21 protein-coding genes and 1 tRNA gene are annotated in these 17,915 nt (G+C 44.9%); 18 read left to right on the plus strand and 4 right to left on the minus strand.

The features are described 5' to 3' along the window. The first annotated feature begins 429 nt into the window (after positions 1-429). The 7 genes from AB4589_RS09720 to ruvX all read left to right on the plus strand — a co-directional run bounded on the left by AB4589_RS09720 (position 430) and on the right by ruvX (position 5,649). Positions 430-1,227, plus strand: coding sequence for a DUF2189 domain-containing protein (locus AB4589_RS09720; protein WP_102249702.1), 798 nt, complete (start codon positions 430-432; stop codon positions 1,225-1,227). Positions 1,228-1,306: 79 nt separating this feature from the next. Continuing rightward, complete coding sequence (locus tag AB4589_RS09725) at positions 1,307-1,807, plus strand: SprT family zinc-dependent metalloprotease (protein WP_017103292.1); 501 nt, start codon at positions 1,307-1,309, stop codon at positions 1,805-1,807. Positions 1,808-1,904: 97 nt separating this feature from the next. Then, complete coding sequence (locus tag AB4589_RS09730) at positions 1,905-2,636, plus strand: endonuclease (protein ID WP_372100284.1); 732 nt, start codon at positions 1,905-1,907, stop codon at positions 2,634-2,636. 159 nt (positions 2,637-2,795) lie between these two features. Then, positions 2,796-3,527: a 16S rRNA (uracil(1498)-N(3))-methyltransferase gene (gene rsmE / locus AB4589_RS09735; protein ID WP_372100286.1), complete on the plus strand. Its 732-nt coding sequence runs from the start codon at positions 2,796-2,798 to the stop codon at positions 3,525-3,527. 9 nt (positions 3,528-3,536) lie between these two features. Beyond that, positions 3,537-4,487 carry a glutathione synthase gene (gene gshB, locus AB4589_RS09740; protein ID WP_372100288.1) on the plus strand — a complete coding sequence of 317 codons (951 nt, stop codon included), beginning with the start codon at positions 3,537-3,539 and terminating at the stop codon, positions 4,485-4,487. Positions 4,488-4,603: 116 nt separating this feature from the next. Next, entirely contained in the window at positions 4,604-5,167 is a 564-nt protein-coding gene (locus AB4589_RS09745) for a YqgE/AlgH family protein (protein WP_065679492.1), read from the plus strand. Between the two features lie 59 nt (positions 5,168-5,226). After that, a complete protein-coding gene (gene ruvX, locus AB4589_RS09750; protein ID WP_004735480.1) occupies positions 5,227-5,649 on the plus strand; it encodes a Holliday junction resolvase RuvX in 423 nt (140 codons plus the stop codon). A 333-nt stretch (positions 5,650-5,982) separates the two neighbouring features. Here ruvX and AB4589_RS09755 read toward each other — a convergent pair whose 3' ends face one another. After that, positions 5,983-7,092, minus strand: a complete 1,110-nt coding sequence (locus AB4589_RS09755) for a PilT/PilU family type 4a pilus ATPase (RefSeq protein WP_372100290.1) — start codon at positions 7,090-7,092, stop codon at positions 5,983-5,985. A gap of 14 nt (positions 7,093-7,106) precedes the next feature. Further along, positions 7,107-8,144, minus strand: coding sequence for a type IV pilus twitching motility protein PilT (locus tag AB4589_RS09760; protein ID WP_012604833.1), 1,038 nt, complete (start codon positions 8,142-8,144; stop codon positions 7,107-7,109). A 26-nt stretch (positions 8,145-8,170) separates the two neighbouring features. Here AB4589_RS09760 and AB4589_RS09765 point away from each other — a divergent pair, with 26 nt between their 5' ends. The 7 genes from AB4589_RS09765 to hemW all read left to right on the plus strand — a co-directional run bounded on the left by AB4589_RS09765 (position 8,171) and on the right by hemW (position 13,018). Next, positions 8,171-8,887 (plus strand): YggS family pyridoxal phosphate-dependent enzyme, encoded by a 717-nt coding sequence (locus AB4589_RS09765; RefSeq protein WP_372100292.1) that lies wholly within the window; start codon positions 8,171-8,173, stop codon positions 8,885-8,887. Between the two features lie 63 nt (positions 8,888-8,950). After that, positions 8,951-9,769, plus strand: a complete 819-nt coding sequence (proC, locus tag AB4589_RS09770) for a pyrroline-5-carboxylate reductase (RefSeq protein WP_372100294.1) — start codon at positions 8,951-8,953, stop codon at positions 9,767-9,769. A 76-nt stretch (positions 9,770-9,845) separates the two neighbouring features. Further along, positions 9,846-10,403, plus strand: a complete 558-nt coding sequence (locus AB4589_RS09775; protein WP_004735475.1) for a YggT family protein — start codon at positions 9,846-9,848, stop codon at positions 10,401-10,403. A 29-nt stretch (positions 10,404-10,432) separates the two neighbouring features. Then, positions 10,433-10,723 (plus strand): DUF167 family protein YggU, encoded by a 291-nt coding sequence (gene yggU / locus AB4589_RS09780; RefSeq protein WP_009847703.1) that lies wholly within the window; start codon positions 10,433-10,435, stop codon positions 10,721-10,723. Positions 10,724-10,751: 28 nt separating this feature from the next. After that, on the plus strand, positions 10,752-11,183 hold the full coding sequence (locus tag AB4589_RS09785) for a DUF4426 domain-containing protein (protein ID WP_004735472.1): 432 nt from the start codon (positions 10,752-10,754) through the stop codon (positions 11,181-11,183). Positions 11,184-11,231: 48 nt separating this feature from the next. Then, positions 11,232-11,831 (plus strand): XTP/dITP diphosphatase, encoded by a 600-nt coding sequence (locus tag AB4589_RS09790; protein WP_102462540.1) that lies wholly within the window; start codon positions 11,232-11,234, stop codon positions 11,829-11,831. Further along, the gene (gene hemW / locus AB4589_RS09795) at positions 11,831-13,018 is read left to right on the plus strand and encodes a radical SAM family heme chaperone HemW (RefSeq protein ID WP_017097517.1); all 1,188 of its coding nucleotides are present in this window, start codon (positions 11,831-11,833) and stop codon (positions 13,016-13,018) included. The genes AB4589_RS09790 and hemW overlap by 1 nt, the downstream gene beginning before the upstream one ends. 83 nt (positions 13,019-13,101) lie before the next feature. On the opposite strand, the gene glsB is transcribed toward hemW, so the two are convergent. Further along, a complete protein-coding gene (gene glsB / locus AB4589_RS09800; protein WP_009847707.1) occupies positions 13,102-14,022 on the minus strand; it encodes a glutaminase B in 921 nt (306 codons plus the stop codon). Positions 14,023-14,209: 187 nt separating this feature from the next. Continuing rightward, complete coding sequence (gene trmB / locus AB4589_RS09805; protein ID WP_269337068.1) at positions 14,210-14,929, minus strand: tRNA (guanosine(46)-N7)-methyltransferase TrmB; 720 nt, start codon at positions 14,927-14,929, stop codon at positions 14,210-14,212. A gap of 165 nt (positions 14,930-15,094) precedes the next feature. On the opposite strand from trmB, the gene mutY reads away from it, so the two are divergent. The 4 genes from mutY (at position 15,095) to AB4589_RS09825 (ending at position 17,836) form a co-directional block, all read left to right on the plus strand. After that, positions 15,095-16,153 carry an A/G-specific adenine glycosylase gene (mutY, locus tag AB4589_RS09810; protein ID WP_269337069.1) on the plus strand — a complete coding sequence of 353 codons (1,059 nt, stop codon included), beginning with the start codon at positions 15,095-15,097 and terminating at the stop codon, positions 16,151-16,153. A 28-nt stretch (positions 16,154-16,181) separates the two neighbouring features. Beyond that, on the plus strand, positions 16,182-16,454 hold the full coding sequence (locus AB4589_RS09815; protein ID WP_010435637.1) for an oxidative damage protection protein: 273 nt from the start codon (positions 16,182-16,184) through the stop codon (positions 16,452-16,454). A gap of 69 nt (positions 16,455-16,523) precedes the next feature. Further along, the gene (mltC, locus tag AB4589_RS09820) at positions 16,524-17,657 is read left to right on the plus strand and encodes a membrane-bound lytic murein transglycosylase MltC (protein ID WP_017103679.1); all 1,134 of its coding nucleotides are present in this window, start codon (positions 16,524-16,526) and stop codon (positions 17,655-17,657) included. Positions 17,658-17,760: 103 nt separating this feature from the next. Next, positions 17,761-17,836 (plus strand) — tRNA-Phe (locus AB4589_RS09825). The last annotated feature ends 79 nt before the right edge of the window (positions 17,837-17,915 follow it).

A 17,915-nucleotide genomic window follows, 5' to 3' on the forward strand; every position in this document is an offset into this window, starting at 1 on the left:
GATGTGTAGCTAGCCTACATGAGAAGCCGATAACGTAGTAGAAATGACCAGCAAACGCTGCCCGAAGGGTTCGAGCTGGGCGCCCCCGCAAAAAGCGTTTTACTCTTTGTTGAGGGAGATTTGCTTAGAATGACTAGGCTACTTCCCCCCTCGCCGCGATTAAAACGCTTTTGACTAGGCGTCCCCATCCGAACAAAATTTAACCACAAAAGGTCAACACGCCCTAATAACAGCCTGTCAAAAGTTGATATTTGCCGCTTCACGGTCAATAGTTAAAATAATGTTAACGAACAAATCAAGATCAGACTTTGTTTCGTGAACTATTTAGCTGATGCGCGCTTACATCAAAGACGTCGCCAAGTCGGGCATCGAGTTTCGTTCGCTGCAATTTAACTGCAGCGCAGGTAGAAAACCGATCAAGGAGGATCTATGCCTCGTACATTGAATACACAAGACTTCGACGATAAACAAAAAGAAATCAAAGACTCAGAATACGCTCGTACAATACCATCTAATCAGGTGAGCATTTCAGCGCCCTTTCATTGGTTGTCGCTTGCTCTGCACGACTTAGTGAGAATGCCATTAATCAGCGCATTTTACGGTTTGTGCTTTATGGGTGCGGCCATCGCCATTGTTCAACTTGTCCAATGGCAAGGAACACATTTAGTCGTTATGCCAAGCTTGATTGTGTACATGCTAATAGGGCCGTTTCTTGCCCTAGGCTTATATGACGCAGCCTGGGAAAGAGAAAAGGGGCACAACGCTAGCCTACTTCACTCGATGAAAGCCATCACACGCAACTCAACCCACCAATGGGCGTTTGCGATTGTATTAATGGTTGCGATGATATTCTGGATGCGTATCGCTGCATTATTGCACGCACTTTACCCTTCAGTACAAGGGGCACCATTGACCGAATTTGCTCCCTTCTTAATTACAGGGTCTGTGATTGGTTTTGTTATCGCTAGCCTGATATTTAGTATCTCAGCATTTTCAATTCCACTAATGATGGAAAGACGTGTAGATGTAATGAGTGCGATTTTTACTAGCTTCAACGCTGTTAAATCAAACATCCCTGCGATGGTCGTTTGGGCGGGTATCATTGGTACTGGTATCTTAGTCGGCTTCGCGACCTACGGTGTGGGTATGATTGTAACGATGCCATTACTTGGTTACGGAACCTGGCATGCTTACCACGAAGTCATCAAAAAGAAACATCATGTTTAAATCGTTTCACGATCGATGAGCAATGTTATGATGAGGCCTTAGCTTAAACGCTGAGGCTTTTTTTGGGAGTTAACAACGCTTGTCTTACACCCCGCAACAACATCGAGTAAATAAAAAACTGGGCGAATGCCTAGCTATTGCTAATCAACATTTTTCTCGTGAATTTCCATGCCCAACCGTCACTTACAAGTTAAGAGGAAAGGCAGCGGGAAAAGCCTACCTCCAGTTAAACGAGATAAAACTCAACCAAGTGCTATTCAGCGAAAATGAAGACGCCTTTATTAGCGAAGTCGTACCTCATGAACTCGCACATCTGATCACATATCAGGTCTTCGGACGAGTTAGGCCTCACGGCAATGAGTGGAAATACGTGATGGAAAAGGTATTCAATGTACCGGCCAGAACCACACACAGCTTGGAAATCACCTCAGTGCAGGGCAAAACTTTTGAGTATCGCTGTGATTGCACCACTTATCCCCTGTCGATAAGACGACACAACAAAGTCATCCGCAACCAATCAACGTATCGTTGCCAACAATGCCAACAAACCTTAGCTTTTACCGGCCTTCAATTGAGCTAAGTCTTAAGCTCACAAAGTAACGCGAATAAATGTAATAGAGAGAACTAACATTTGAGTGCTAGACTGTTGTTTATCATACTTTCATCAGTCTTTCTCTATGCAAAAAAACACTCCAAAAGTATTTGGCCTATCAATGTCCTTTTACCTATCAATAGTATTTGGCCTACTGGTAACCCAAAGCGTTTTCGCCGCTCCACCAAGTTCGTTCTCCAAAGCTAAAAAAGAAGCGGTGAAGATTTATCTCGATCACCCGACTTCATTTTATTGTGGTTGTGACATCACTTGGAAAGACAAAAAGAAAGGTATCCCCGACCTCGACGGCTGTGGTTATCAAGTGAGAAAACAGCAAAAGCGCGCTTCCCGTATTGAGTGGGAACACGTGGTTCCAGCTTGGCAATTCGGCCACCAGCGTCAGTGCTGGCAGGATGGCGGACGTAAGAACTGCACTCGCAACGACAAAGTATTCAAATCCATGGAAGCCGATCTTCATAATCTGACTCCGGCCATTGGCGAGGTTAACGGTGATCGCTCTAATTACAATTTCAGTCAGTGGAATGGAATGGATGGCGTTAGCTATGGTCAATGTGAAATGCAGGTCAACTTCAAGCAGCGCAAAGTGATGCCGCCAGACCGAGCAAAAGGCTCTATCGCGCGTACTTATCTTTACATGAGCCAAGAGTATGGCTTCAAGCTCTCTAAGCAACAGACTAACCTGATGATGGCGTGGAACAAGCAATTCCCTGTCGATAAGTGGGAATGTACTCGTGATGAACGAATCCATGCGATCCAAGGTAATCACAACCCATTTGTTTTCCCTGCTTGTAAATAACACGACTCAGGCAACCAACACCTCCAATTGCCTCCATCTCAAACAAGAGTTTCAGAATTGCCCCTGAAACTCTTGCGCTACCCTTGTTTTTTCAACTAAAAGCATCCATGTTAGGCAGAGACAAAATACCCAAATGACACTATTTATAGGTTTACCAGCATGAGAATCCCTCGTATCCATCACCCAGAACGCATTCATCAGTTAGGTTCACTCGCTTTAGGCGAAGATGCCGCGGGTCATGTTGGTCGAGTCCTTCGTATGAAAGAAGGCCAAGACGTTCTTCTGTTTGATGGCAGTGGCGCTGAATTCCCTGCGACAATTGCTGAAGTATCAAAAAAGAACGTCACAGTTAATGTTACTGAGCGTATCGAGCGCAGCAGCGAATCTCCGTTAGACTTACATTTAGGCCAAGTGATTTCACGTGGCGACAAAATGGAGTTCACGATTCAAAAATCGGTTGAGCTTGGTGTAAACACCATTACCCCTCTGATTTCAGAGCGCTGTGGCGTTAAGCTAGATACTAAACGCTTCGAGAAAAAACTCGCGCAGTGGCAAAAGATTGCTATCGCAGCATGTGAACAGTCTGGCCGCAATACGGTTCCGGTTATCCGCCCAATCATGCAGCTTGAAGAGTGGTGCCGCGAACCGAGTGAAGCGCTGAAGCTAAACCTGCATCCTCGTGCAAAATACTCAATTAATACCCTTCCAGACCCCATCAGTAAGGTACGCCTATTGATCGGTCCTGAGGGCGGACTGTCCGCTGAAGAAATCGGTATGACAGAACAATACAAATTTGAAGAGACGCTACTCGGCCCACGTGTACTTCGTACCGAAACTGCTGCTCTAACCGCAATTACCGCCTTACAAGTTCGTTTTGGCGATCTAGGCTAGGAGAAAGAAATGATCAAACTTGGCATCGTAATGGACCCAATTTCATCCATTAACATCAAAAAAGACTCTAGCTTTGCCATGATGCTTGAAGCTCAGCGTCGTGGTTACGAAATCCACTACATGGAAATGGATGATCTACATTTAGATCAAGGCGTAGCCATTGCTGACACTAAGGTTGTTGAACTAAAAGAAGATCCAAACGGTTGGTACAAGTTCAAATCAGAACAGACTATCGCGTTATCCGATTTAGATGCGGTTCTGATGCGTAAAGATCCTCCGTTTGATACTGAGTACATCTACGCGACTTACATTCTTGAGCGTGCTGAAGAGAACGGCGCACTGATCGTAAACAAGCCACAAAGCTTACGTGACTGTAACGAGAAGTTGTTCACGGCATGGTTCCCTGAACTGACACCAACCACCATCGTGACTCGTAAAGCTGAAAAGATTAGAGCGTTCCGAGAAGAGCACGGTGACGTGATCCTAAAACCACTTGATGGCATGGGCGGCGCGTCTATATTCCGAGTGAAAGAAGGCGATCCAAACGTATCAGTGATCATTGAGACATTGACTAACCATGGTCAAAACTACGCAATGGCACAAACCTTTGTTCCAGACATCAGCAATGGTGACAAGCGTATTCTTGTGGTTGATGGTGAACCAATGCCTTACTGCCTAGCGCGTATTCCTGCTAAAGGGGAGACTCGAGGTAACCTTGCTGCTGGTGGTACAGGTGAAGCTCGCCCGCTGAGTGAAACAGACTGGGCTATCGCAAGAGCAGTTGCACCGGCATTAAAAGAGAAAGGCTTAATCTTTGTAGGACTTGATGTTATCGGTGACAAGCTAACTGAGATTAACGTAACGAGCCCAACTTGTATCCGTGAAATTGAAGCTGCTTTTGATATTTCTGTTACGGGTAAATTAATGGATGCAATCGAGCGTCGCGTTAACGCTAAATAGCCTAAACTTAAGAAAGTCTTAGCTATTCGAAAACACAAAAATATCTAGGCAAAGAACAATGAGCGGCTTTACGCCGCTCTTTTTCCTTTACTGGGAACACACTGGCAGGAGGCTCTATGAATTTAACGAACCACTTTCTGGTCGCTATGCCCGGAATGAAAGACCCATACTTTCAAAATTCGGTGATCTATCTTTGTGAGCACAATGACGAAGGTGCGATGGGTTTGATGATCAACGCTCCTATCGATGTCACTGTCGGCAGCATGCTCAAGCAAGTTGAGGTTGACTCTGAACAGCCGAAATCCAACCAAGCAAGCCTTGATAAGCCAGTACTTAATGGTGGGCCAGTTGCAGAAGATCGTGGGTTTATTTTGCATAAACCCAAAGGCAGTTATCAATCCAGCATCAACATGACGGATCAAATCTCAGTAACAACCTCGAAAGATATTCTGATGGTCTTAGGTACAGAAGATGAACCTATGCATTATCTGGTCGCGCTTGGTTATGCAGGATGGGAACCAGGACAACTGGAAATCGAGCTGACTGAAAACTCATGGCTAACCGTTGAGGCCGATCCAAAGGTTATCTTCGACACGCCAATTTCGGATCGCTGGAAAGTTGCCGTGCAAATGTTAGGTATTAACGCGGCTCAGCTTTCAGCAGACGCAGGACACGCCTAGCTCAAATTAGCTCCATAAAATAAATAAACACTCTCAACACAGATAAATTTGGAAACCCCATGTCACGAACAATTATGGCATTTGACTACGGTACAAAAAGTATCGGCAGTGCGATAGGACAAGAAATCACGGGCACCGCAAGCCCTCTAAAAGCTTTTAAAGCCAAAGATGGCATCCCTAACTGGGACGATATCGAGAAGCAAATTAAGGAATGGCAGCCAAATCTTATCGTGGTTGGCCTTCCGACCGACCTTCATGGTAAAGATCTAGCAGCTATTACACCCAGAGCGAAGAAATTCGCTAACCGTCTTAAAGGACGCTTTGGTGTGGATGTTGAACTGCATGATGAAAGACTTTCTACGACAGAAGCAAGGGCCGACCTTTTTGAAATGGGCGGCTATAAAGCGCTAAGTAAAGGTAACGTCGATAATCAATCAGCCGTTGTAATTCTAGAGAGCTGGTTTGAAGCACAATATAGCTAAGTTATTTATTTAACAAACTCGAGCAAGCTTATGATCCCTTGCCATTTTAACTGCGTAATGAAGGAGCGATAAAGGAAAAGAACTTGGGAGTTCATATGAAAATTTTTCTAGCAATATTCATAGCGTTATCTATAACGGCATGCAGCTCAATGGGAAGCGGTTCCGCGGGTTACGACGGTCAACAGTACCCGTCAAAAATCAAATTAGAAAAGGAGCGCGGTTACTCATATGATAACCATCGCTCCAACATGCACTCATCTAACATGCATTAAGCTATAAACGAATAAAACCCGCCACAGAAGCGGGTTTTGTGTTTATCAACAAAGCCGTGACTTAGCCCATATCAATCTTAACGCCAGCCAACGCACCAGTTCCGTAGTCATCATCGCCACGTTTGGTCTTAAGCATTAAACGCAAGTCATTGGCAGAATCTGCACTATGGAATGCATCATCCTCGCTAATCTTGTCCGCAACTACTAAATCATACAAAGCTTGGTCAAAAGTCTGCATACCAATCTCTTTCGATTTGGCCATGGTCGCTTTTAACTCATGCAACTCACCACGACGAATCAAGTCAGATATACGAGGGCTATTTAGCAGAATTTCGAAGACACCATGACGACCATTGCCATTTTTATCGCGTATTAACTGCTGAGCGACCACACCACGCAGATTCATCGACAGATCAAACAAGAACTGCTCTTTCTGCTCTTTCGGCACCAAGTGAAGAATACGCTCTAGCGCTTGGTTAGCGTTATTGGCATGCAGGGTTGCCATACACAAGTGACCCGTTTCAGCAAAGGTCATCGCATATTCCATGGTTTCACGACTACGGATTTCGCCAATCAAAATCATATCAGGGGCTTGGCGTAACGAGTTTTTAAGCGCGACTTCATAGCTTTCGGTGTCGAGTCCAACCTCTCGTTGAGTCACGATGCACTTTTTATGTTCGTGTACGAATTCAATCGGGTCTTCAACCGTCAAGATATGACCTGAACGATTGGTATTGCGATAGCCTGTCATCGCAGCCATCGAGGTCGATTTACCAGAGCCAGTCGCACCAACCACCAGCACAAGCCCGCGCTTAGCGATTGAAAGGTCTTGTAGTACGTCAGGAAGCTTTAATTGCTCAAAGGTTGGGATGTTAGTCTCGATGCGACGAATTACCGCTCCTGGCAGCTCTCGCTGAAAGAACGCACTGACACGAAAACGACCAAAATTACGCACGATAGCAAAATTAGCCTCACGCGTTTGCTTGTATTCATCTCGTCGATCTTGATCCATCATCACATCAAGTAATTGAGCAACCTGAGCCGCATTCAGCTTCTCTCCTTGGGGGCGTAATTCACCATCCACACGAAAAAGGATTGGCGCATCGACTGTGATGTAAAGATCCGACGCCTTTTGAGAGAGCATCCCTTCAAGGATTTGATTCAATTCCATAATGTCCACCTTGATTAAAACATTGAGGTTTCAATTTCGATCTTTTTCTCGACCTCTTCCGAGTCAACCAAGCCTTGTGCCATCAGTTGTTTCGCGTTTTGCTCCATGGTCTGCATGCCGTGCGCTGCGCCCGTTTGAATAATCGAGTACATCTGCGCGACTTTATCTTCACGAATCAAGTTTCTGATTGCAGGTGTCGCCATCATGATTTCATGACAAGCGACACGACCACCACCGACACGCTTTAATAGTTTCTGGGCAATCACCGAACGTAACGATTCAGACAGCATCGAACGAACCATATCTTTGTCGCTACCCGGGAATACATCGATAATACGGTCTACGGTTTTTGCTGCAGAGCTAGTATGTAAAGTACCAAAAACTAGGTGACCAGTTTCTGCGGCCGTTAACGCTAAGCTGATCGTCTCTTGGTCACGAAGCTCACCTACAAGAATTACGTCCGGGTCTTCACGTAACGCACTGCGTAGCGCCGCTTTAAAGCTGTGCGTATCACGATGAACTTCACGCTGGTTAACCAGACATTTATTATTGGTGTGAACGAATTCAATTGGGTCTTCAATGGTCAAAATGTGTTTGTTGTGATTACGGTTTACATAATCAACCATCGCCGCCAAAGTTGTCGATTTACCAGACCCCGTAGGGCCAGTCACCAGCACTAAGCCTTTTTCATAATTGGCAATTTTTTCAAAAATATCAGGTGCGCCCAACTGCTCTAACGTTGGGATTTCTACAGGGATGGTTCGAAAGACCGCTGCGCACCCACGGGCTTGGTTAAAAGCATTAACACGGAATCGGCCAACATTGGGTAATTCAAAAGAGAAGTCGACTTCCAATTTTTCCTCAAACTCACCGCGCTGTGAGTCGTCCATGATCTCAAAAACTAAACGATGCACATCAGCATGACTCAAAGCTGGGATTCCAAGCTTCCTTACTTCACCATCTATACGTACCATTGGAGATACACCCGCAGAAAGATGTAGATCTGACGCGTTATGCTTTACACTAAAATCTAGTAACTCAGTGATATCCATTTATTTTCCCTTAAGTAAAGTCAGCTATGAGTAGTATTCAACAAAATATCGAACAAATCACCTCACAGATTCGTAGTGCTGAACAAAAGTGCGGACGAGCTCCAGACTCCGTGCAACTTTTAGCCGTCAGTAAAACTAAACCTATTGATGCGATTCTAGAAGCCGCACTCGGAGGTCAAGTTGCCTTTGGTGAAAACTATGTTCAAGAAGGTGTCGATAAAGTAAAACACTTTTCAGAACAACATTCTAACCTAAATTTAGAATGGCATTTTATTGGCCCAATCCAATCTAATAAAACTCGCCCTATTGCGGAAAGCTTCCAATGGGTGCATTCCGTTGATCGCGATAAGATCGCACAAAGGCTTCATGATCAGCGACCAAACGAGCTTCCACCTCTACAAGTGCTCATTCAAGTGAACACCAGTGGTGAAGATTCAAAAGCAGGAACGTCAGAAGAAACAGTTTTTGCGCTCGCAGAGTTGATTTCGTCGCTCCCTAACCTCACTTTAAGAGGGTTGATGTCGATTCCTGCAAACGTATCTGACTATCAATCTCAGCTTAAGGCATTTTCTCAACTGGCAGAGCTTCAACAAAAGCTCGCAGCGAAGTATCCAGACATCGATACCCTTTCAATGGGTATGAGTGGTGATATGGATGCAGCAGTTGAGGCTGGTAGCACAATGGTTCGTATTGGAACGGCCATCTTTGGTGCTCGTGATTACGCGAATAACCGTAGTAAGTAACCAAGTACAAGTATTGATACAGCTTCGCTTGAACCGCGCAGCGACACGCTCAGGATTTTATATATGGAACATAAGAACATCGCCTTTATTGGGGCGGGAAACATGGTTCGCTCAATTGTAGCGGGCTTAGTCGCGAGTGGTTACCCAGCGCAAAAGATTACTGCTACAGCACCTTCAGACACCAGAAGGCTGCCGCTAGAGCAAGAGTACAGCATCAATACCACCAGCGATAATATTGCCGCAGCAGAGCAAGCAGACGTTATTGTGCTATCGGTGAAGCCACAAATGATGGCTGATGTATGTAAACCCTTACAAGGTATCGATTTCAGCAACAAACTGGTTATCTCAATTGCAGCGGGTATTAATGCGAATCGACTCAATGAGATGTTAAACTGCCAGCTGAACCTTGTTCGTGTGATGCCAAACACGCCATCGCTGCTTGGTAAAGGGATGAGCGGTCTTTATGCCGATTCAACGGTCAGCCAAAATGATAAAGACTTTGCTTCTCAGCTGATGCAAGCTGTAGGTGAAGTTAGCTGGGTTGAGCAAGAATCTGGGATTAATAACATCATTGCGGCGGCGGGCAGTGCTCCGGCTTACTTCTTCCTATTTATGGAAGCGATGCAAGCCGAAGCAATCAACCAAGGCTTCGACCAAGAAACCGCTCGTAAATTAGTGCAGCAGTCGGCATTAGGCGCGGCAGAGATGGTGGTTGCAAATCCAGACACAGAATTATCTACACTGCGTGAACAAGTGACTTCAAAAGGCGGGACGACCGCAGAAGCACTGCGCACGTTTAACGACCATCAACTTTCAGGTATCGTAGCAAAAGCCATGCAAGCGGCGGTTGCTCGAGCTGAAGAGATGGAAAAACTGTTTTAATACTAATTACAGTAAAAAAGCATTGTGTCGTTCAGGCTATGCCTAAACGGCAAGTAAATCCGAAAAAGGAAACAATATGAACTCGATGAGCTTTCTGATCTCGACCGTTTTTGATCTTTACATCATGGTTGTGATCTTGCGTATCTGGCTACAAGCATCACGTGCAGATTTCTACAACCCATTCTCACAATTTATCGTAAAAGCGACACAACCGGTTGTTGCACCACTACGCCGAGTAATTCCATCAATCGGCAGCCTTGATCTTGCGACTGTTGTCTTCGCTTATGTGCTGTGTGTACTTAAGTTCGTCGCTCTAAACTTGATTATCTCTGGCGGTGCGGCTGTATTTGATATCAGCTTCCTGATCTTTGGCGCACTATCTCTGCTCAAAGCGGCTGGTGGGTTAATTTTCTGGGTTCTACTGATCCGTGCAATCCTGAGTTGGGTTAGCCAAGGCCGTAGCCCAATCGAATACGTATTCCATCAGTTAACAGAACCAATGCTAACGCCAATTCGCCGTATCCTTCCTGATATGGGTGGCTTCGACCTAAGTGTGCTGGTTCTGTTCATTGTTCTGCAATTTGCGAACTTCCTAATGGGCGACATGATCGGTCCTATTTGGTATCAGCTATAATTCAAGTACGAACCTCAGGTACTTTGACGATGCCAAAAGCAGTTTGGGCCGAAGAAGACGATATTCTTCTTCGGCTCTATATCCAACCCAAAGCAAGCCGAGACAAGATTGTCGGCTTGCACGGAGAGGAACTGAAAATTGCCATTACTGCACCACCGGTTGATGGCAAAGCAAATGCTCACTTAGCGAAATACCTTGCGAAACAATTTAAGGTCGCGAAAGGGCAAATTAAGATAGAAAAGGGAGAGCTCGGTCGGCATAAGCAAGTTCGAATATGCTCACCAAGTCAGATCCCAACTGAAGTCAAAGCCATCCTATGATGGCTTTTTGCTATTTATTGGAGTCATTATGCGTCTATGGATAACAGCACTACTCACCGCTCTAATTGCCCTACCAAGCTCGGCAGGACAGTTTAAAAGTATCAAGGATGTCGAGGTTCATTACTCGGCTTTCAATTCCACGTTTTTAACTGCTCAGGTCGCTAAGCAATATAAGCTGAAACGAAACGGATACTCAGCGATTCTAAACATCAGCGTGCTAGACAACGCTTCCCTAGGCAAGCCTGCAACAACGGCTAAAATTACGGGAACAGCACGAAACCTAGTAGGTAACACTCGCACGCTTAACTTCCGTGAAATAAAGGAAGGCGATGCGATTTATTACCTTGCAGAGTTCCCTATCACTCACGAAGAGAACATCACTTTTAATATTGATGTTAACGCTGGTTTGAAAGGCACAGGTCCACTGCGTTTCACACAAAAATTCTATATAGAAGAGTAGCTTAAAAGCTCACTTTTCTAGTCATTAACTTATTAGAGCCACATCCCCATGAGTAAGATTGTTTTAGCAACAGGCAACCAAGGCAAAGTTCGCGAGATGGCAGATATTCTGTCTGAGTTTGGTTTCGACGTTGTCGCGCAAAGTGAGTTTAACGTTTCAGAAGTCGCTGAAACGGGAACAACTTTCATTGAAAATGCCATCATCAAAGCTCGCCACGCTGCGAAAGAGACAGGGCTACCAGCCATTGCTGACGATTCTGGCTTAGAAGTTGATTACCTTAATGGTGCACCCGGTATCTACTCAGCGCGTTACTCAGGTGAAAGGGCGACTGATCAGCAGAACATCGAAAAGCTGTTAGATGCCATGCACGGTGTGGCTACTGAAAAGCGTACCGCTCGTTTTCACTGTGTATTGGTGCTAATGCGTCACGAGAATGATCCGACTCCATTAGTATGTCACGGTAAATGGGAAGGTCGCATTCTGACTGAAGAACACGGTGAGAATGGCTTTGGCTACGATCCTGTATTCTTTGTACCAGAAGATAACTGCGCCTCAGCAGAACTTGAATCGTCACGTAAGAAGCAACTGTCACACCGTGGTAAAGCCCTCGCGTCATTATTCAAGACTCTCAAGGAGCAAGCTCTGTAATGCACAATGCAGCGCTAATACCACCCGCACTCAGCCTCTATGTCCACATTCCATGGTGTGTACAAAAGTGTCCGTATTGTGATTTTAACTCTCACGCTCTCAAAGCCGAGATTCCTGAAAAAGAGTACATCGATGCTCTGCTTGAGGATCTCGATACCGATATCGAAAAATACCAACTCAATGGCGCACCTCGCCCATTGCATTCGATCTTTATTGGTGGCGGCACGCCGAGTCTATTTTCTCCAGAAGGAATAGGTCGATTGCTGCAAGGCATTGAACAACGCATTCCGTTCAAACCTGAAATAGAAATCACCATGGAAGCTAATCCGGGAACTATCGAAGCTGAGCGTTTTGCTGGTTACCAAAAAGCAGGCATAACTCGAATCTCGGTGGGTGTGCAAAGTTTTGAACAAGAGAAACTGGAAAGGCTTGGGCGTATTCACGGTCAAGACGAAGCGGTTAACGCAGCTCATTTAGCACATAAAATCGGACTAAATAGCTTCAACCTAGATCTAATGCACGGCTTACCCGATCAAAGCATTGATCAGGCCTTAGCTGATTTGGACAGAGCGATCGAGCTTAACCCTCCGCATTTATCTTGGTATCAGCTAACAATAGAACCTAACACCATGTTCTATTACAAAACGCCAAAGCTGCCTGACGATGATGACCTTTGGGATATTTTCGACTTAGGCCATAAGAAGCTCGCAGACGCAGGTTATGTACAGTACGAAATTTCAGGCTACAGCAAGCCGGGATATCAGTGTCAGCATAATCTCAACTACTGGCGCTTTGGTGACTACCTAGGTATTGGCTGTGGCTCTCATGGCAAGCTGAGTTTTGCAGATGGACGTATTGTTCGCACCACTAAGGTTAAACACCCTAGAGGTTACCTAGCCGCGTATCAGAATCTGGTGAAGCCCTATCTGTCGGATGAACTTGAAGTCCCTAATGAGGACCGCCCTTTTGAGTTCTTCATGAACCGCTTCAGGCTAATGGAAGCGTGTCCAAAGCAGGATTTCATTGATACTACGGGGCTTGGTTTTGACTCTATTCAAGAAACTATTGAATGGGCAAAAGAGCTAGGCTACTTGAATGAAACCAACAGCCATTGGCAGATCACTGAAAAAGGAAAACTCTTCTTAAACGATTTGCTTGAAGCCTTTATGGCAGAAGAAGACGAATAGTTCGAACGCTAGAGTACAAAAAGCCTCTCATCACGAGAGGCTTTTTTTGTCGAGCTTAGAACTTAGAACTTAGAACTTAGAACTTAGAAAATAGAGCGACCAATACGCTCAGAGAGCAATTCTAAAGCCTGAGTTCCCGCCAGTGAATTACCCGACGCGTCTAGTTCCGGAGACCACACCGCGATCGTCATTTCGCCAGGAACAATCGCAATAATCCCGCCACCGACACCAGACTTTCCTGGCATACCAACACGATAAGCAAACTCTCCCGCCCCATCGTACAAACCACATGTCGCAAGCAGAGCATTCAACTGCTTAGTTTGAACAGGCGTAATGATCTCTTTCTTGGTCTGAACAGACACACCTTTGTTTGCCAAATAGCTAAAGGTCTTCGCCAAATCCACACAGGTCATTTTAAGCGCACAAGCATGAAAGTAATTGTTGAGTACGGGAATAACATCGTTCTCAAAATTACCAAATGAACGCATCAAGTAAGCGATAGCAGCATTACGATCGCTGTGCATCATCTCAGAAGCCGCCACAACCTTGTCATACACGATATGTGTATCACCTGATAGCTGACGGACAAATTCTAATAAACGGTGTCTTGGTGCTGATAGACGGCTTTGTAATAAGTCAGCAACGACAATCGCGCCAGCATTAATAAACGGGTTACGAGGGATGCCGTGTTCCATCTCAAGCTGAATCATCGAGTTAAAGGCTTGTCCTGAAGGCTCCTTTCCAACGCGTTGCCAAATTTCTTCCGGCTTATACAACACCATCGCCAACGTCAGGCTTAAAGCTTTAGAGATTGATTGCACGGAAAAGGCTTCATCAGCATCGCCAGCTTGAATGACTTCACCTTCATTGGTGTATACCGCAATCGCCAATTTCTGGTTCGATACACGAGCCAATGCAGGAATATAATCAGCGACCTTTCCCTGACCAATTAAAGGGCGAACTTCATCTAAAATCTCGGCCAAAATAGCTTGAGTTGGTTTCATATGTGCTTACTTCTTTATTGTTATTTTTGTAGGGGGTACGACATTACTTTCTGTCCTTAAACCTTTATCGCAATAAAAGCCTAAGGACAAAAAAGCCAACACTACAATAATGTTGGCTTTTATCAATCCCATAAAGTGTAGGGGTTAATCCTAAGTCGGATTCACCTTCACTTAATTTGATTCAGAATTACTTAGTACGCTTGAACTTAATGTCCCAAACACCATGACCTAAACGGTGGCCACGAGCTTCAAACTTAGTCAGTGGACGCTCGTCTGGACGAGGAATGTAATCACCATCTTCAGCGATATTCTCGAAACCTGGAGCTACGTTCATCACTTCAATCATATGTTCTGCGTAGTTTTCCCAGTCTGTTGCCATGTGGAAAATACCAGTATCAAGTTGCAGCTTACCGCGAACCATCTCTGCAAACTCAGCCTTAACGATACGACGTTTGTGGTGACGAGCTTTATGCCATGGGTCAGGGAAGAACAGTTGCAGTGTATTCAGGCTGCTGTCTGGGATCATGTGTTCAAATACTTCTACTGCATCGTGACACATTACACGCAGGTTAGTTACGCCAGCATCGCGAGCTGTACCTAAACACGCACCAACACCAGGGCTATGGACTTCAATACCTAAGAAGTTTTTCTCAGGCGCATTCTTTGCCATTTCAACCAGTGATGCACCCATACCGAAGCCAATTTCTAGTACAACAGGGTTGTCGTTGCCAAACACTTCTTTCCAATTAAGAAGTTCTGGGTTGTAGTCGATACCCATTGTTGGCCAACATTCGTTCATCGCGTTTTCTTGGCCTTTTGTTAAGCGGCCTTCGCGGCGAACAAAACTACGGATCTTACGAACCAGTTTGCCGTCTTCAGTATATTCGTTAGTGGTCACTTCACTCATTGATTTTTGCCTGCACATTGATTAATCAAAGCGGGGATTATCCAAAGAATTGCCTCTGGTGCAAGTCTTTCCGTGGATAAATTCCCACACAATTTGTCTGTTTTACATCCAACGTTAAGTGTGGTGCAATTTCGCTTCTAATAATAGCAAAGCATAGAGCATGTCGTGACTCCTTTCGCAACCGCCATATTAAAGTGGTATGACGCCTACGGGCGTAAAGAATTACCTTGGCAACAAAACAAAACCGCCTACACCGTTTGGCTATCTGAAATCATGCTTCAGCAGACTCAGGTTGCTACGGTGATTCCATACTACCAACGCTTCTTGGAGCGCTTTCCTACGGTTATCGACCTAGCGAACGCCGAACAAGATGAGGTGCTGCACTTATGGACAGGGCTTGGCTATTACGCGCGAGCTCGTAACTTGCATAAAGCAGCCAAGATCGTTGCTGAGCAATATGGTGGTGAATTTCCGCTTTCTATCGAAGAAATGAACGCGCTACCGGGTATTGGACGCTCTACTGCCGCTGCAGTGTTGTCCTCTGTGCATAAACTCCCTCATGCGATTCTTGATGGCAACGTCAAACGCACCTTAGCGAGAAGCTTTGCAGTAGAAGGTTGGCCGGGGCAAAAGAAAGTCGAGAACCAGCTTTGGGAACACGCAGAAGCACACACTCCCAATCAAGATGTTGATAAGTACAATCAAGCCATGATGGACATGGGTGCGATGGTTTGTACTCGTAGCAAGCCCAAATGTACGTTGTGCCCGATTGAAAGCATGTGTGAAGCTAAGAAGCTCGATAAGCAGCTCGATTTCCCTGGTAAGAAGCCTAAGAAAGAAAAGCCAATAAAAGAAACATGGTTTGTGATTCTGTACCACAACAATCAAGTATGGCTCGAACAACGCCCTCAATCTGGTATCTGGGGAGGACTATTCTGTTTCCCTCAGAATGAAAACGCAGAGATCGAACATCAGTTAGACCTTCGTTCGATCAAAGACAATGAAACCGATTCGATCAAGACCATGATTGCGTTTCGACATACTTTCAGCCACTACCACTTAGATATCACGCCTGTATTAGTAAAATTAGATAAACAACCAGATTTGATAATGGAAGGGACTAAAGGTCTCTGGTATAACTTATCAAAACCGGAAGAAATTGGCCTAGCCGCTCCTGTAAAGCAGCTTATTGAGAGCCTACCCTTTGAACTGAACGACGTTTGAATCAACGAACGCGATAAGAGGAACCACTATGAGCCGCACTGTATTTTGTGCTCGCCTTCAAAAAGATGCTGAAGGCCTAGATTTTCAACTTTACCCGGGTGACCTAGGTAAGCGTATCTTTGACAACGTATCTAAAGAAGCTTGGGGACAATGGCAAAGTAAGCAAACCATGCTTATCAATGAAAAGAAGCTGAACATGATGGATCCTGAGCATCGTAAACTTCTTGAAACTGAGATGGTTAACTTCCTTTTCGAAGGTAAAGATGTCGTTATTGATGGCTATACCCCGCCTAGCGAATAAGACATTTATTTAAATAAATTTTAATGACATCATGGTTTACGCCACGATGTCATTTTTGTATGAGGAACTATGAAAAAGCTAAGTTACTTCCTAACAGCCATGTTGTTAACAGGGTGCAGTCGTGAATTTGTCGAAAGCATTTATGATGTTAACTACGAACCAACCAACCGGTTTGTAAGTAATTTGGCAGAACTACCAGGGCAATTTGAAAAAGATACTGGGGCGTTGGATGCTTTGATTAGTAGCTTTTCAGGCAATATCCAAAAGCGCTGGGGCAGCAGTGAAGTAAAGATGGCAGGTAAGAGTAACTATGTGAAATACATAGACAATTATCTAAGCCGTTCAGAAGTTAACTTCAGTCAAGGTATCATAACGGTAGAAACCGTCTCCTTAACAGATCCTAAAAAGCACCTCAAAAATGCGATCATGACGACGCTCCTGACACCCGATGATCCAGCTCATGTCGATCTATTTTCGTCCAAAAGCATAAAGCTAGAAGGTCAACCTTTCCTCTACAACCAAGTCGTAGACCAAGAGAAAAAGCCCATCCAATGGACATGGCGTGCTAACAAATTCGCAGATTACCTGATCGCCAATAACCTAAAAACCAAAGAGGTAGACTTTAAAAAAGCATACTACGTCGAAATCCCAATGGTGGCAGATCATGCGAGCAAACGTAGTTATAAGTATGCCGACATAGTACAACGAGCATCTCAACGCTATGACATCCCTGAAGACTTGATCTATGCAATCATCAAGACAGAAAGCAGCTTCAATCCTTACGCGGTGAGCTGGGCAAATGCTTATGGTCTTATGCAGGTGGTACCTAAAACCGCTGGCCGAGATGTCTTTAAGCTCGTTAAAAAGAAACCTGGAGAACCAAGTCCTGAGTACTTATTCAATCCAGAAAACAACATTGATGCAGGCACCGCATACTTTTACATCCTTAAAAATCGTTATTTAAAAGACGTAAAACACCCAACCACGCTTGAGTACAGTATGATCTCAGCATACAACGGCGGCACTGGTGGCGTGCTCAATACTTTCAGTAAGGATAGAAAGCGAGCAATGCGTGACTTAAATTCATTGCAACCGAGTCAAGCTTACTGGGCACTAACAAAGAAACATCCCAATAAAGAGTCGCGCCGATACTTAGAGAAAGTAACAAAATTCAAGAAAGATTTTAACCAAGGTAAAACGTAAGCCTCACTTTTGAATAAAAAAACAACTAACGAACGTTTTTTTTAGTTATTTTCAAAAAAGGTGTTGACGGTTATGCGGAAAATCCGTTTAATAGCGCTCCGTTGCCCGGATAGCTCAGTCGGTAGAGCAGAGGATTGAAAATCCTCGTGTCGGTGGTTCGATTCCGCCTCCGGGCACCACAATTTGATTTGTTGGTGTCAACACTCTTTAACAGGGAGTAGCAACACGGACAAAAGCATAAAGAATTTAGTGTGCCGA

Source organism: Vibrio sp. 10N.222.49.A3 (genome assembly GCF_041475145.1).
GTDB classification, from domain to species: domain Bacteria; phylum Pseudomonadota; class Gammaproteobacteria; order Enterobacterales; family Vibrionaceae; genus Vibrio; species Vibrio tasmaniensis_A.

Coding starts and splice junctions, on each gene's coding strand:
- hemW (WP_017097517.1), top strand. CDS start 11,831: ATGCACAATGCAGCGCTAATACCACCCGCACTCAGCCTCTATGTCCAC.
- AB4589_RS09775 (WP_004735475.1), top strand. CDS start 9,846: ATGAACTCGATGAGCTTTCTGATCTCGACCGTTTTTGATCTTTACATC.
- AB4589_RS09745 (WP_065679492.1), top strand. CDS start 4,604: ATGAATTTAACGAACCACTTTCTGGTCGCTATGCCCGGAATGAAAGAC.
- AB4589_RS09755 (WP_372100290.1), bottom strand. CDS start 7,092: ATGGAATTGAATCAAATCCTTGAAGGGATGCTCTCTCAAAAGGCGTCG.
- AB4589_RS09790 (WP_102462540.1), top strand. CDS start 11,232: ATGAGTAAGATTGTTTTAGCAACAGGCAACCAAGGCAAAGTTCGCGAG.
- mltC (WP_017103679.1), top strand. CDS start 16,524: ATGAAAAAGCTAAGTTACTTCCTAACAGCCATGTTGTTAACAGGGTGC.
- AB4589_RS09765 (WP_372100292.1), top strand. CDS start 8,171: ATGAGTAGTATTCAACAAAATATCGAACAAATCACCTCACAGATTCGT.
- yggU (WP_009847703.1), top strand. CDS start 10,433: ATGCCAAAAGCAGTTTGGGCCGAAGAAGACGATATTCTTCTTCGGCTC.
- AB4589_RS09730 (WP_372100284.1), top strand. CDS start 1,905: ATGCAAAAAAACACTCCAAAAGTATTTGGCCTATCAATGTCCTTTTAC.
- glsB (WP_009847707.1), bottom strand. CDS start 14,022: ATGAAACCAACTCAAGCTATTTTGGCCGAGATTTTAGATGAAGTTCGC.
- rsmE (WP_372100286.1), top strand. CDS start 2,796: ATGAGAATCCCTCGTATCCATCACCCAGAACGCATTCATCAGTTAGGT.
- trmB (WP_269337068.1), bottom strand. CDS start 14,929: ATGAGTGAAGTGACCACTAACGAATATACTGAAGACGGCAAACTGGTT.
- AB4589_RS09760 (WP_012604833.1), bottom strand. CDS start 8,144: ATGGATATCACTGAGTTACTAGATTTTAGTGTAAAGCATAACGCGTCA.
- AB4589_RS09785 (WP_004735472.1), top strand. CDS start 10,752: ATGCGTCTATGGATAACAGCACTACTCACCGCTCTAATTGCCCTACCA.
- ruvX (WP_004735480.1), top strand. CDS start 5,227: ATGTCACGAACAATTATGGCATTTGACTACGGTACAAAAAGTATCGGC.
- AB4589_RS09720 (WP_102249702.1), top strand. CDS start 430: ATGCCTCGTACATTGAATACACAAGACTTCGACGATAAACAAAAAGAA.
- AB4589_RS09815 (WP_010435637.1), top strand. CDS start 16,182: ATGAGCCGCACTGTATTTTGTGCTCGCCTTCAAAAAGATGCTGAAGGC.
- proC (WP_372100294.1), top strand. CDS start 8,951: ATGGAACATAAGAACATCGCCTTTATTGGGGCGGGAAACATGGTTCGC.
- gshB (WP_372100288.1), top strand. CDS start 3,537: ATGATCAAACTTGGCATCGTAATGGACCCAATTTCATCCATTAACATC.